The organism is Yersinia rochesterensis, assembly GCF_003600645.1.
Lineage (GTDB): Bacteria > Pseudomonadota > Gammaproteobacteria > Enterobacterales > Enterobacteriaceae > Yersinia > Yersinia rochesterensis.
Map to the genome: position 1 here is coordinate 2,771,376 of NZ_CP032482.1, position 14,171 is coordinate 2,785,546.

A 14,171-nucleotide genomic window follows, 5' to 3' on the forward strand; every position below is an offset into this window, starting at 1 on the left:
TATCCATCAACGCGTTATCAGTGAGCAGCTCATCGCCTGCGGCTGATTCCCGCCAATGGTTTATTTACCACTTTTCACTTTGGTCCAAGCCCGGGTGATCACGCGATCAATTTTGGGATCTTGCACTTTTAATGTGAACATTTTAGCTCGCACATCGGCTGGCGGATAAATACCAGGGTTATCACGGACTTCTGCGTTCAGCAGCGGGGTCGCCGCTTTATTGGCATTGGCATAAAACACGTGGTTGCTGATGTTGGCAATCACATCTGGCCGCATCAGATAATTCAGGAATTGATAGGCTTCATCCTGATTTTTAGCATCCGCTGGCATGGCAAATACATCAAAGAAGGCTAGTGCCCCTTCCTTTGGAATACTGTAAGCCACATTCACACCATTTTTGGCTTCTTTGGCGCGGTTAGAGGCCTGCATGATATCGCCAGCCCAGCCCACAGCGACACAGATATCCCCGTTAGCCAAGTCATTAATGTATTGTGAAGAGTGGAAATAACGAATATTGGGGCGTAATTTTAATAACAATTCAGTCGCCGGGCCGGTGTAATCCGTGGCCTGAATACTGTTAGGATCTTTTCCCAAGTAATTGAGCACAGTAGCAAAAATCTCGCTTGGCGCATCCAGGAAGGAAACGCCACAACTTTTCAGCTTCTCAAGGTTTTCAGGTTTCAGCACCAAATCCCAGCTATTTACCGGGGCATCTTTCCCCAACACCGCTTTGACTTTCTCGACGTTATAGCCAATACCGGTAGTCGCCCACAGATACGGAATCGCGTATTTGTTATCCGGATCGTGCTTGCCGACCAAGGTCAACAACTCGGGATCAAGATTTTTGTCATTCGGTAATTTGCTTTTATCCAGCGGCTTGAATACGCCCGCAGACAATTGGCGCTCAAGGAAACTGGCTGACGGCACCACCAGGTCAAACCCAGTGCTCCCCGCCATCAATTTACCTTCCAACACCTCGTTGGAGTCAAACACATCATAGACAACTTTAATGCCGGTTTCTTTTTGGAAATTAGCCAGTGTATCTGGAGCGATATAATCAGACCAGTTGTAAATGTGCAGTGTTTTTTCTTCAGCAGATGCTGAGACGGACGCAGCCATTAATAGGCCAGCAGCAACACCCGATAACCACTTTTTACGTTGGGTGAACATCCGTTAACTCCTCCAAAATAGGGGGTAAATTAGTGCGATAAATGTGCATCCGTAGGATACAACGCCTTTGTCCTGCCGAGCGCTCTTTCCACAAATACCCTATGCATGACTATGCACTGTGGGTGATGATTAACCTAACAAGGATAATCACTGATTTTGCGGAGGAATATTATGCCCTTTGCAGAAAGAGCAGCATAACCGCAGTTGGTAATCCGCACCAGACTCTAGGGTAAAAAACGCCTTTTATCGATTTTTTATGCATATTCTATCTATGTAATGCGCCACTAATGGCATAAACGGCGACAAATATCTGGCAAAGGAGGGTAAAAAGCAGAATATATTATGGTTTACTGGGGGAATGGCAGTGTGCCACTGGCTATCAGTAGCACTCTGATTATTGATGCACGGCCGTCAATTAATGAATAACAGGGTAAGCAGTGGCGGTTTGCGGCAACTCATCGTCTTCACTATTACCAATAAACAGTAAGTCGTTCGCACGCGCCTCCAGAATAATCATCGAAATCTGCTCTTCACACTGCTGCATAAAATAGCCTAATTGCGCCAATGTCACCCCGACTTCCACCGTCAGTGACTGGCAGACAATCAGTTTTGGCAGATTATCATCCTGAATATCAATAAAAGCCTTCACCGTCAGTGAGCTGGCGTTAATTTGGCTGAGGTCCGCAACCAGCGGGATCAAAGCGGTCGGCCGCACTTCGGCCAGCGCTGAAAACAGGATAATGTTATCAACCAAATCAATTTTGGCATCAAACACCCCTTCAAAATTTTGCATATGCGGCAAATGCAGTGCCTGGCAGGAATCGCACTCAAAAAATGAGATACCGAGTTGATCCAGCCAACGCCGTAATAAGGCTAAATCCGGGACGATGAGTGAATCCATAACTACCTACCTCACGATTCTCATAATATGAAAAGTGGAATAGCTTACGGAATATTGGCCGACAGCGCCACTTCAATCCCGACTAATTTAATGTCCCCAAAAAGACTCAATCATGGCCTTACCCAGATTTATTCTCTTTTTTGGTTCGCGCTTCTTCTAACTCTTTCTTTGATTGTGGCCTGGATACTCTATCAGCGCTGCCTAATAGCGGGCCAAAACCATGGGCTACACGCCAAACAATGCAAGTTGCCGCCGGGATCATCAAAGCAATCCCGATAAAAATCATCATGATGGCAACAGCCGGTGTCCCAATAGAGCCAGGTAGTGACACATAGTCATTAATACTTAAATAGGCCATGACCAATAACAACATCCCCAGCACTTCTGCCACGATAACAATACGGGGCATATCTCCTAATGAGCGCATTTTTACCTCCGACAAGCCCTCTATTCGCTTTTAACCAGTGTATTGAATCCTCACTATTTGTAACAGTATCGAGAAGCAAATAGGTAGGATTAATCAGATTAACAGGTAAATCCTGCTTTTTTTTCACTGCACCAAAGGGCATAGTAGACCCAAGTGAGAGTGAGTAATACGCTAGAAGTTATTTAACAGTTGAATATATCAGTAACTGTTGACGAAGTGATTACCTCAATTTAATCAAGGAGTTTTACATGTTTGCTGTGATTTTTGGGCGTCCTGGATGTCCTTACTGTGTTCGTGCCAAAGAGCTGGCGGAAAAACTGGAAACTGAACGCGACGATTTTAAATTCCGTTACATCGATATTCACGCGGAAGGGATAACCAAAGCTGATCTGGAAAAAACAGTCGGCAAACCGGTAGAAACCGTGCCACAAATCTTTATCGATGAGAAACACATTGGCGGTTGCACAGATTTCGAAGCCTATGCTAAAGAAAATCTGAGCCTGTTCAAGTAATCGGCAGACAAACTGATCCGTTGGTGTGCCGCCAGTAACAGCCGCAGTGCCAATAATGATGAGTTTTATGCGAAAAAGGGCCATTGCGGCCCTTTTTTCTTACCTGTCATTGCTATCAACGCAGTCATCGAGGCCGACCAAAGTCACTTTATGTGGCTCATTCCCAACAGATAACCCTGCACTTAGTTAATAATTAAGCATATCCCTCTGGCAATACCAAACTTCCCGCTTACTACTGGCTGTCTCGCAGCAGACCGACTAGAATAACCCACGCTATTGCCTACATTTATATCCTGTCGGCGGTATTTTTTAGAATTAAACGGTTTTTAAATTACAAGATATGTGTCGCTCTGATTTAACATTAAGGGCGTATATATCGTGGATTATCCTGGCTGAATAGAAAGTCATACTCGTGAATATAAACGTCGCAAATTTGTTAAACGGCAACTACATCTTGCTGTTATTCGTGGTTTTAGCGCTGGGGTTATGCCTGGGTAAACTGCGATTAGGGCCTATTCAATTAGGTAACGCTATTGGTGTGTTGGTGGTATCACTGTTGCTTGGGCAACAGCATTTTACTATCAATACTGAAGCACTGAATCTGGGCTTTATGCTGTTTATTTTTTGTGTCGGTGTCGAAGCTGGCCCAAACTTTTTCTCTATTTTCTTCCGCGACGGCAAAAACTACCTGATGCTGGCTTTGGTCATGGTGGGCAGTGCGATGATTCTGGCGCTGGGGCTGGGTAAACTCTTTGGCTGGGACATTGGTCTGACGGCCGGGATGCTGGCCGGATCAATGACCTCCACCCCGGTGTTGGTGGGGGCTGGCGATACTTTACGCCACACCATCGCCAATAATCCGGCGCTGCAACACGCCCAAGATAATCTGAGCCTGGGTTACGCCCTGACCTATCTTATTGGGCTGGTCAGCCTGATTTTAGGCGCGAGATATTTACCCAAACTACAGCATCAAGACTTGCCGACCAGTGCTCAGCAAATTGCTCGTGAGCGCGGCCTTGATACTGACAGCCAGCGCAAAGTCTATTTGCCGGTTATTCGCGCCTATCGCGTTGGCCCGGAATTAGTGGCGTGGGCCGATGGTAAAAACCTCCGTGAATTAGGGATTTATCGCCAAACTGGCTGCTATATCGAGCGCATTCGCCGCAATGGTATCTTGGCGAACCCAGATGGTGACGCGGTGCTGCAAGTTGGCGATGAAATCTCGCTGGTCGGCTATCCCGATGCCCATTCCCGCCTTGATCCCAGTTTCCGTAACGGAAAAGAAGTATTCGACCGTGATTTGCTGGACATGCGCATTGTTACTGAAGAGATTGTGGTCAAAAACAGCAATGCCGTCGGTAAGCGCCTCAGCCACTTAAAACTGACCGACCACGGCTGCTTCCTGAACCGCGTGATCCGCAGCCAGATTGAAATGCCGATTGATGACAATGTGGTGTTGAATAAAGGCGATGTCTTGCAAGTCAGCGGTGATGCTCGGCGCGTCAAAAGCGTGGCAGAAAAAATTGGCTTTATCTCCATTCACAGCCAGGTCACCGACCTGCTGGCATTCTGCGCCTTCTTTATTTTGGGATTAATGATTGGCTTGATTACTTTCCAATTCAGTAATTTCAGTTTTGGTATTGGTAATGCCGCCGGTCTGTTAATGGCCGGCATCATGCTCGGGTTTTTACGGGCTAACCACCCGACTTTCGGCTATATCCCGCAAGGGGCGCTAAATATGGTGAAAGAGTTCGGCTTGATGGTCTTTATGGCGGGCGTCGGGCTAAGTGCAGGTGGCGGTATTAATAGCAGCCTGGGTGCCGTGGGCGGGCAAATGCTGATTTCCGGCTTGATCGTGAGTTTGGTCCCCGTGGTTATCTGTTTTATCTTTGGCGCTTATGTATTACGCATGAACCGCGCCTTGCTTTTCGGCGCAATCATGGGCGCGCGTACCTGCGCACCGGCCATGGATATCATCAGTGATACGGCTCGCAGTAACATCCCTGCATTAGGTTACGCCGGTACCTATGCCATTGCGAACGTGTTACTGACATTGGCGGGTTCATTAATCGTCATTGTCTGGCCGGGAATATTAGGCTAGTGCACTAAAAAAGACATTCGAGACAAAGCTAAACATTATTTTAACCTTTTTTCATTTCCCTAGAACTTTCTTACCAGACTGGGGTCTGATTTAGTGCCACTGCTTTTCTTTGATGTCCCCATATTGAGGAGCCCGATAGTCCCGCCTTCTTAGGTTCAAGACTATCGGGTTTTTTCTTGTCTGGAATTTGAGTCCCCCATTCTCATCGCCCTTAAGGCTTTCTTAAGACGAAATTATTACAGTACGACCACCACTACTTCTGCTCCGGGCTATTTTGTGAAGACCAATAAACCCGCCTCTCTATCTGACGCCATTACATCGACATTAAATAATACCTCAACAACACTAACAATTAGGACAAACTCCCTTTACTCGCTGCCGTTATCCTTTTATTTTTGGCAGGCTTTTGCATTTTTGATCAGTGGATTACTGTTTCTTTGGTTATCCCGCAACGCACAGCTGGATTGGCTTATCAGTAATTATTGGTTTGATCCCGCCTCACAACATTTTCCATGGGAAAATAATTATTGGCTGGATTTACTGAACCATCGGTTATTGAAAATCACCATTATCAGTGCTGCCATCATCACATTGCTATGGGGCATTTATCGCCGCAATGGGCGCTTAGTGGCCGCGATGTTGTTATTTGGCGTCGGCCCGCTGGTGATAGGGATTCTAAAAGCTACCAGCGCGCATTCATGCCCTTGGGATCTTGTGGAGTATGGCGGTAAATCCCTCAGCTATCTGCTGATGGGGACTGCTCCGATCGGTGCTGGCCCTGGTCACTGTTTCCCTGGCGGCCATGCATCCAGTGGTTTTGCAGTAATGGCATTGTTTTTCTTGTTTTACCCCGAGCGTCCACAGTGGGCTTTATTGTGTTGGTTCGCCGGTGTGAGTCTTGGCATGTTAATGGGTTTTGGGCAAATCATGCGCGGAGCGCATTTTCTTAGCCATAACTTGTGGGCAGGTTGGTGGGTTTGGCTTAGTCAGTTGGCTGTGTATTGGATGATAAGCGGTTATTACAACCGTGCTAAGGGTAGAGAATGATTGAACAAATAAATTACTTTTTCTTTTCCATGATAAATGCGACTCCAGCATCATCACCATGGATGATTTCTTTTGCGACTTTTATCGCACGCGATTTGATTATGATTATCCCCATATCATTAGTGGGTCTGTGGTTATGGGGGCCGAAAAACACCATGGATTCGCAGCGAACCTTAGTGATCAAAACCGCCATCGCGCTTGCTTTTTCTATGCTTTCAGCCGCTTGCATCGGGATGCTTATTCCTCATGACCGGCCTTTTGTCGTCGGTTTTGGCTATAATTTTATGAGTCATGCACCTGACAGCTCTTTCCCCAGTAACCACGGAACCGCTATTTTCACTTTTGCTCTCGCCTTTGTGTTCTGGCACAAACTGTGGTCCGCTATCAGCATGATGATTATCGCCGCTGCGATTGCATGGTCACGTATTTATTTGGGTGTGCATTGGCCATTAGATATGGTGGGTGGATTTTTACTGGGAATTGTCGGCTGCCTGTTCGCACAGTTGGTGTGGAACTTGTTCGGCGAGGCTATTTCAGATGGGCTGAAGCGCATTTATTATGTAATTTTTGCCTTGCCTATCCGCAGAGGATGGGTCAGAAGCTAATACCTCGCGTTATTAATCTCACATTGCCAGCAGCTTAAATGCTGGCAATGTCGCCAAACATCATGATTAAAAACAATCAATTATATCCATCCCAATATATTCACGCACTAGCTAGCCACTCAGAAATGTAATTTAAATAACAAAAAAAAATCAAAAATAGCTAATAATGTGAGAATGGCTTTGTTTTTTACTGTAAATGTTACTATTATAACAAAAGAGCCAACTTACAGACGAATAAAGGATAATAATCATGACGATCAATTACGCTAATTATATTGACCATACCCTATTGGCAATGGATGCCACTGAAGAACAAATTATTAAACTGTGTGAAGAAGCTAAACAGCACCATTTTTATGCTGTATGTGTTAACTCTGGGTATGTTCCGGTCGTGGCTCAGCAGTTAGCGGGCACTGCGGTTAAAGTGTGCTCAGTCATTGGGTTCCCACTGGGTGCTGGTCTGACCGAAGCAAAAGCTTTTGAAGCTCAGGCGGCCATCAAAGCTGGCGCACAAGAAATTGATATGGTTATCAATGTTGGCTGGTTGAAAAGTGGCAAAATTGCCGAAGTTAAAGCCGACATCAAGGCGGTGCGAGATAATTGCGCCTCCACACCGTTGAAAGTAATATTAGAAACTTGTCTGCTCAGTGATGCACAAATCGTACAAGTTTGTGAAATGTGCCGTGAGCTTGATGTCGCCTTTGTTAAAACCTCAACAGGTTTCAGCACCGGCGGCGCTAAAGAAGACCATGTCAAATTGATGCGCGCCACAGTAGGCCCAGTAATGGGTGTTAAAGCCTCCGGCGCGGTGCGTGATCGCGCTACAGCAGAAACAATGATTAAAGCGGGAGCGACACGAATTGGCACCAGCTCTGGTGTGGCAATCGTCTCAGGCCAGCAAGCATCTGCATCAAGCTACTAACTTAGTATATCTCTAATAGATTTCAAGGTGCTGACACGCGGCAGTCAATAAGCGGGCAACTTGGAGGATGATGGATATCAAGCCCGGTTATTGCCGGGCTTATTTATTGGCTATGTACTGTATTTGTCATGCACTGTCTGGCACTCTTTGCTTTACATTTAATGGTCTTGAAAATAACTCGTCAGGGAAAGCTTATGGAAACTCGCCGTGCAGAACGTATCAATAAACTTAGTCAGGCCCTTAAGCGTTCCGACAAAATCCATCTGAAAGACGCCGCTAATCTGCTGCATGTTTCAGAAATGACGATTCGGCGGGATCTGAGTGCTGAACCCACCTCCGTCATTTTACTCGGTGGTTATGTGGTGATGGACCCTAAGAGCAATAATGCCAATAACTACTTTGTCTCTGACCAGCAAGCCAAACAAGTCGAAGAAAAACGCCGAATCGGCCAGTTGGCGGCACCTCTTATCGTGGAAAATGACACCGTTTTTTTCGATTGTGGCACCACAATTCCTTCGATAATCGACGAGATAGATGAAGAGCTGCATTTTACTGCCATCTGCTATTCCCTCAATACGTTCCTGTCCCTACAAGATAAACCTAATTGCAAAGTGATTTTATGTGGTGGTGAATTCAAACCTAATAACTACATTTTCACACCTATCAGCCAGCATAATGAGCTGGATAATGCTTGCCCGAACAAAGCGTTTATCTCTGCGGCTGGTATTTCCATTGAGTATGGCGCCACCTGTTTCAACTTCGACGAAATCCTGGTAAAGCACCGAGCCATTGCCAAATCTCAGCATAAAATCCTGGTGGCTGACCACAGTAAGTTTGGCAAAATAAAACCCGCCAGTATCGGCGCATTAACACTGTTTGACTCTGTCGTGACCAACCGCCAACCTAATAGTGAATTTAGTCAGTTTTTTTTACAGCATAATATCAAAACCTACTGTTAGGCTTGATATTGCAGCAAAATCTTAACCGCTTAAATACCGGGTGGGCAGTCCTACCCGTACATTTCTCAGCTAAAAATTGAATTATATTTAATCAAAATAACCATTTTTTAATTATGGTTATAAGTCATTTTTACTTATAATATTTTTAAAACGCAATTCCATTGTAGAATTAATATCCGCTAATATTTTAATTTAAGGTAAATTAATTTAACATTTGGCGTTATTTTAATACGATCGAGTAAAAGAATAGCGTTATCTTATTGTCAGACAAATAACCCGCTGCCATTTTTTATATGACAAATAAACCATAAAATGCCAATAGTCACCCTCTGACTTATTCTGCCGAACAATGAGATATATTGTTATATTCTTATTTCCTTGCTTATATCACCATCAACTTCAGTTGCCCGCACGAATCAAAAATAAAATATAAAAACAATAAATATCAATAAGTTAGTTTAATTTGATTATTTTAAATTAATGACATTCATCAATAAATCAGTGAAAAACCTGATTTTCACTAGATTCACAAGCGTGGTTAAAATATATTGCCCACCAAGAAAGAGGGGATGAAAAAAATAGTTGCTTGTTTATTGCTCAATAAGAAAAGTGCGTTTTAATTACTCTTATTGATAACTTGCAAACATTTACTTAACAATCAGTTGTAAATTCGCAACAAATTACATAGGGCGAGTTTATTGAGCATTTGCGAGCATGATCACGGTAGTTTTCACTACAAATCGCTATCTTGCCGCCAGCAAAAACTACTGTTCCTCTCAGAACAACAAAAATAGCCGATGAAGCGAATTTACTCACTTAAAATCGGTTAAATCTTGCACTTTAACGTTTAGGCTTAAATCACGACTACGACACCAAGTAATAACCAGGGCACCCATTTTAAACAAATCGTTTTGACTGAATTTTTTGCCTGATAGTGTCGCTAAATAAGGCATTACAGGAACTTAACTTTCGGCTCTTAATTTTAAATTAACGTGTTCACATTGGAGATTTTTCATGGACACTACTCAAGCGGGCACCATTGCCTCCACGGGAAAAACTTCATCAAGCACATGGCGTAAAAGTGACACCATGTGGATGCTGGGTCTGTACGGTACAGCTATCGGTGCGGGCGTTTTGTTCCTGCCAATCAATGCCGGTATCGGCGGCCTGCTGCCGCTAATTGTTATGGCGATCATTGCTTTCCCGATGACATTTTATGCACACCGCGGCCTGTGCCGTTTCGTGCTGTCAGGTAAAAATCCTGGTGAAGACATCACTGAAGTGGTTGAAGAGCACTTTGGCCAAGGCGCGGGTAAGCTGATTACTCTGCTTTACTTCTTCGCTATCTACCCAATTTTGTTAGTCTACAGTGTGGCGATTACCAACACCGTTGATAGCTTTATTACCCACCAGATGCATCTGCCATCACCGCCACGTGCCATTCTGTCGCTGATCCTTATCATCGGCCTGATGACTATCGTGCGCTTTGGTGAGCACGCCATTGTGAAAGCAATGAGTATTCTGGTATTCCCATTTGTTGCGGTATTGATGCTGCTGGCGGTTTACCTGATCCCTAACTGGTCAAGTGCCATTTTTGAGCATGTATCAATCGATGGTAACGGCACCGGTAGTGGCCTGTGGATGACACTGTGGCTGGTCATTCCGGTAATGGTGTTCTCATTCAACCACTCCCCAATTATCTCCGCCTTTGCTGTAGCAAAACGTGAAGAATATGGTGTTGATGCTGAGAAAAAATGCTCCCGCATTTTAGCTTTTGCTCACATCATGATGGTTGTTACCGTAATGTTCTTCGTATTCAGCTGTGTCCTGAGCTTGTCTCCAGCGGACTTGGCAGAAGCGAAAAGCCAGAATATCTCCATTCTGTCTTACCTGGCTAACCACTTTAATACCCCAATGATTGCCTACATGGCGCCAGTTATTGCCTTTATCGCTATCACCAAATCCTTCTTGGGCCACTACTTGGGCGCACGTGAAGGCTTCAATGGCATGATGATCAAATCTCTGCGCAGCAAAGGCAAAGAAATCAATCATGACAAACTGAACCGCATTACTGCAATATTCATGTTGGTCACCACCTGGATCGTAGCAACCATGAACCCAAGTATTCTGGGCATGATTGAAACCTTGGGCGGCCCAATCATCGCGATGCTGTTGTTCCTGATGCCAATGTACGCCATCCATAAAGTTCCAGCGATGCGCAAATACAGCGGTAAAGTCAGTAACGTATTCGTCGTCATCATGGGCCTTATTGCTATCTCTGCAATCTTGTTCAGCCTGTTCGGTAAATGATACTGACGCTGGCCAACCTCCACGGCCAGCGAATTATCGTCCACTGATAATTGTTTCAAAAGCCGGTGCGTCCGCATCGGCTCTCTATTCCACGGCAATGTACACCCCAAATAATTCGAGTTGCAGGAAGGCGGCTACTGAGTAAATCCCGATGAGTTGACGCCAGTCAATGATTTTGGGGAGCGAAGACTGCCAACACACATGCAGCTTGAAGTATGACGGGGGTAAATAATTTAATAATTAGAACCTTTAAGAGGCTAATATATGGTCAGCGTTTTTGACATTTTCAAGATTGGTATTGGTCCTTCCAGCTCTCATACCGTCGGCCCGATGAAGGCTGGCAAGCTGTTTACCGATGATTTAATCACACTGGGGCATCTTTCTGCCGTCACCCGAATCACTGTTGATGTTTACGGCTCTTTGTCTCTGACCGGTAAAGGCCACCATACTGATATCGCCATTATTATGGGTCTGGCGGGGAATTTGCCCGATACTGTTGATATTGATGCTATTCCGGGGTTTATCCGTGATGTAGCAGCACGCGAGCGTCTGTTGCTGGCCAATGGCAGCCACGAAGTTGATTTCCTGGCAAACGGCGGGATGAACTTCCATGAAACCAACTTGCCGTTGCATGAAAATGGCATGTCCATCAGCGCACACGCGGGTGATGAATGTCTTTTCAGCAAAACCTATTACTCCATCGGCGGCGGATTTATTGTCGATGAAGCTCATTTTGGTCAGCAAGACAGTAACGCGGTGGCTGTACCCTACCCATTCAATTCTGCCCGTGATTTGCAAAAGCATTGTAAAGATACCGGTTTATCTTTATCTGGCTTAGTGATGAAAAATGAGCTGGCGCTGCACAGTAAAGCCGAGATAAGCGCGCACTTTGCTGCCATTTGGGATGTCATGCAGGCCGGTATTGAACGCGGTATTAATACTGAAGGGTTATTGCCCGGCCCAATGAGAGTCCCGCGTCGTGCTGCTGCATTGCGCCGTATGCTGGTCACCACAGACAAACATAATGCCGACCCGATGATGGTTGTCGATTGGATCAATATGTATGCCTTGGCCGTCAATGAAGAAAATGCCGCGGGTGGGCGCGTAGTAACAGCACCGACTAACGGGGCTTGCGGGATTATCCCGGCGGTACTGGCTTACTACGATAAATTCATTCGCCCAGTGAATGAGAATTCCTACAGTCGCTATTTCCTGGTTTCAGGTGTTATTGGTGCGTTGTATAAAATGAACGCATCCATTTCTGGCGCTGAAGTGGGTTGCCAAGGAGAAGTCGGGGTGGCCTGTTCCATGGCTGCCGCGGGTCTGGCTGAATTGATGGGCGGTAGCCCGGCTCAAGTCTGTATCGCGGCTGAAATCGCCATGGAGCACAACTTGGGGCTGACTTGCGACCCGGTGGCTGGGCAAGTTCAGGTGCCATGCATTGAGCGTAACGCAATTTCCGCCGTGCAAGCCGTCAACTCGGCGCGTATGGCATTGCGCCGCACCAGTGAGCCAAGTGTCTGTCTGGATAAAGTCATCGAAACGATGTATGAAACCGGCAAAGATATGAACTCAAAATACCGTGAAACCTCCCGTGGTGGTTTGGCCATCAAGGTTGTAGCCTGTAACTGATTTCTCTGAAAAATCATAAAAAGGGCGGCTTGATAGCTGCCCTCTCTTATTAATCAATAATTTAAAAGACTAGCTAAACAACTGGCTGATTTTCATCATCACAAAATCCCAGATGCGGCTGAAGAACCCGCCCTCTTTGACTTCGTTTAATACCACCAGCGGGCGCTGATCAATAGTTTGCCCATTCAGTTGGAAATCAATAGTCCCGACCACTTGATGCTTCGCCAATGGCGCGCGCAATTCTGTTTCATTCAGCTTATAACTGGCTTTCAGATTTTTCATCTGCCCTTTTGGGATGGTGATGGCGGCATCCTCGGCCACACCCAGCTCAGCCTGCCCGGTGTCACCAAACCAGACTTTCTGCGTCACAAAAGGTTTCGTGGCCTTAATCGGCACCACGGTTTCATAGAAACGGAAGCCCCAAGTCAGCAGTTTCTCACTTTCACTGAAACGTACTCGATCACTGGGTGCGCCGAGCACGACAGAAATCAACCGCATCGGCCCGTCGGTCGCTGAAGCTACCAGATTATGTCCGGCACCGGTGGTAAAACCGGTTTTCATACCATCGACGTTAATATTTGTGTTCCATAACAGCCGATTACGGTTTATCTGCCGAATTTTATTAAAGGTAAATTCTTTCTCTTTATGTAGGGCATATTCGTCCGGAACATCACGAATGAGCGCCTGCCCCAATACCGCCATATCATGCGCGGTACTGTACTGCCCCGGAGCATCCAGGCCATGCACTGTCATAAAATTGGTATTATTCAGGCCGAGCGCTTTGGCGTACTTATTCATCAAGCCAACAAAACTGTCCTGGCTACCGGCAATATAATCAGCCAGCGCAATGCTGGCATCATTACCAGACTGAATAACAATGCCTTTATTCAAATCGGACAATTTCACTTGATCGCCCGGTTTCAAAAACATCAATGAGGAGCCGCGTAATGCCGGGTTACCCGTGGCCCAGGCATCTTTACCGACAGTCACTAAATCATCCGGATGCACTTTACCCGCTTTAATCGCCTGCCCAATCACATAGCTGGACATGATTTTTGTCAGGCTGGCCGGGTCAAGGCGCTGGTCACTGTTCCCCTCAGCCAGCACTTTTCCGCTATTGTAATCCATCAATACATAGGCTTTAGCCTCTATTGTAGGCGGCACCGGAGAGTCAGCTGCATGTGCATAAGGCAGTGCCAAGAGCAATAAACCAGCACTGAAAGTCAGCTTTTTTAGCTTGAACGGGAGAATAAATTTCATCATGAGGTCGCCAGAGTATCCTTGCAAGTAATCGGAAATAAGTGGTATTTCCAGAAAAAACCACTGTCCAATTAGCGAAACAGTCACGTTTTTTAACTGACACCGAAATAATAGCTTAGCCATATTCCAGTCCCTTTTCTAAATTTATCCCATTGCCACCCCAATTGGGCATAGTTTTACGTTTTGTTTTGTAAAGACGCTGTTTTCACTCAATATTGATGGCTATACGGCTAACCATCTTCCCGTCTGAACGCTCCGACATCTAAGCACCTAAACGTCTAAAAACTCACTAACATATTCCAAAAAGGAATATAGATGGGTTATT

General features: G+C 45.6%; 12 protein-coding genes. 8 read left to right on the top strand and 4 right to left on the bottom strand.

What is annotated here, in order from left to right; all coding sequences use genetic code 11:
• Window positions 1–60: 60 nt before the first annotated feature.
• From potF to DXZ79_RS12970, 3 genes are all read right to left on the bottom strand, one after another.
• Complete coding sequence (gene potF, locus DXZ79_RS12955; RefSeq protein ID WP_038632017.1) at window positions 61–1,170, bottom strand: spermidine/putrescine ABC transporter substrate-binding protein PotF; 1,110 nt, start codon at window positions 1,168–1,170, stop codon at window positions 61–63.
• Between the two features lie 415 nt (window positions 1,171–1,585).
• On the bottom strand, window positions 1,586–2,071 hold the full coding sequence (locus DXZ79_RS12960) for a type III secretion system chaperone family protein (RefSeq protein WP_038632015.1): 486 nt from the start codon (window positions 2,069–2,071) through the stop codon (window positions 1,586–1,588).
• A gap of 118 nt (window positions 2,072–2,189) precedes the next feature.
• Window positions 2,190–2,498: a YbjC family protein gene (locus DXZ79_RS12970; RefSeq protein WP_038632014.1), complete on the bottom strand. Its 309-nt coding sequence runs from the start codon at window positions 2,496–2,498 to the stop codon at window positions 2,190–2,192.
• 248 nt (window positions 2,499–2,746) lie between these two features.
• Between DXZ79_RS12970 and DXZ79_RS12975 the strand changes: the two genes are divergently transcribed.
• The 8 genes from DXZ79_RS12975 to DXZ79_RS13010 all read left to right on the top strand — a co-directional run bounded on the left by DXZ79_RS12975 (window position 2,747) and on the right by DXZ79_RS13010 (window position 12,586).
• Window positions 2,747–3,010 carry a GrxA family glutaredoxin gene (locus tag DXZ79_RS12975; protein ID WP_004389584.1) on the top strand — a complete coding sequence of 88 codons (264 nt, stop codon included), beginning with the start codon at window positions 2,747–2,749 and terminating at the stop codon, window positions 3,008–3,010.
• Window positions 3,011–3,422: 412 nt separating this feature from the next.
• A complete protein-coding gene (locus tag DXZ79_RS12980; protein WP_050077825.1) occupies window positions 3,423–5,111 on the top strand; it encodes an aspartate:alanine antiporter in 1,689 nt (562 codons plus the stop codon).
• A gap of 375 nt (window positions 5,112–5,486) precedes the next feature.
• Window positions 5,487–6,158 carry a phosphatase PAP2 family protein gene (locus DXZ79_RS12985; RefSeq protein WP_038639440.1) on the top strand — a complete coding sequence of 224 codons (672 nt, stop codon included), beginning with the start codon at window positions 5,487–5,489 and terminating at the stop codon, window positions 6,156–6,158.
• On the top strand, window positions 6,158–6,763 hold the full coding sequence (gene ybjG / locus DXZ79_RS12990) for an undecaprenyl-diphosphate phosphatase (protein ID WP_162928778.1): 606 nt from the start codon (window positions 6,158–6,160) through the stop codon (window positions 6,761–6,763). The genes DXZ79_RS12985 and ybjG overlap by 1 nt, the downstream gene beginning before the upstream one ends.
• 250 nt (window positions 6,764–7,013) lie before the next feature.
• Window positions 7,014–7,685 carry a deoxyribose-phosphate aldolase gene (gene deoC, locus DXZ79_RS12995; protein ID WP_038632009.1) on the top strand — a complete coding sequence of 224 codons (672 nt, stop codon included), beginning with the start codon at window positions 7,014–7,016 and terminating at the stop codon, window positions 7,683–7,685.
• Between the two features lie 194 nt (window positions 7,686–7,879).
• Window positions 7,880–8,644, top strand: coding sequence for a DNA-binding transcriptional repressor DeoR (deoR, locus tag DXZ79_RS13000; RefSeq protein WP_038632007.1), 765 nt, complete (start codon window positions 7,880–7,882; stop codon window positions 8,642–8,644).
• A 1,014-nt stretch (window positions 8,645–9,658) separates the two neighbouring features.
• Complete coding sequence (locus DXZ79_RS13005; RefSeq protein ID WP_038632005.1) at window positions 9,659–10,954, top strand: HAAAP family serine/threonine permease; 1,296 nt, start codon at window positions 9,659–9,661, stop codon at window positions 10,952–10,954.
• Between the two features lie 264 nt (window positions 10,955–11,218).
• A complete protein-coding gene (locus DXZ79_RS13010) occupies window positions 11,219–12,586 on the top strand; it encodes an L-serine ammonia-lyase (protein ID WP_050291303.1) in 1,368 nt (455 codons plus the stop codon).
• Between the two features lie 69 nt (window positions 12,587–12,655).
• Here DXZ79_RS13010 and DXZ79_RS13015 read toward each other — a convergent pair whose 3' ends face one another.
• A complete protein-coding gene (locus DXZ79_RS13015) occupies window positions 12,656–13,849 on the bottom strand; it encodes a serine hydrolase (protein ID WP_050291304.1) in 1,194 nt (397 codons plus the stop codon).
• Window positions 13,850–14,171 lie beyond the last annotated feature (322 nt).

Excerpts from the sequence above, each read along its gene's own strand:
- potF (WP_038632017.1), bottom strand. The coding sequence starts at position 1,170 with ATGTTCACCCAACGTAAAAAGTGGTTATCGGGTGTTGCTGCTGGCCTA.
- DXZ79_RS12960 (WP_038632015.1), bottom strand. The coding sequence starts at position 2,071 with ATGGATTCACTCATCGTCCCGGATTTAGCCTTATTACGGCGTTGGCTG.
- DXZ79_RS12970 (WP_038632014.1), bottom strand. The coding sequence starts at position 2,498 with ATGCGCTCATTAGGAGATATGCCCCGTATTGTTATCGTGGCAGAAGTG.
- DXZ79_RS12975 (WP_004389584.1), top strand. The coding sequence starts at position 2,747 with ATGTTTGCTGTGATTTTTGGGCGTCCTGGATGTCCTTACTGTGTTCGT.
- deoC (WP_038632009.1), top strand. The coding sequence starts at position 7,014 with ATGACGATCAATTACGCTAATTATATTGACCATACCCTATTGGCAATG.
- deoR (WP_038632007.1), top strand. The coding sequence starts at position 7,880 with ATGGAAACTCGCCGTGCAGAACGTATCAATAAACTTAGTCAGGCCCTT.
- DXZ79_RS13005 (WP_038632005.1), top strand. The coding sequence starts at position 9,659 with ATGGACACTACTCAAGCGGGCACCATTGCCTCCACGGGAAAAACTTCA.
- DXZ79_RS13010 (WP_050291303.1), top strand. The coding sequence starts at position 11,219 with ATGGTCAGCGTTTTTGACATTTTCAAGATTGGTATTGGTCCTTCCAGC.
- DXZ79_RS13015 (WP_050291304.1), bottom strand. The coding sequence starts at position 13,849 with ATGATGAAATTTATTCTCCCGTTCAAGCTAAAAAAGCTGACTTTCAGT.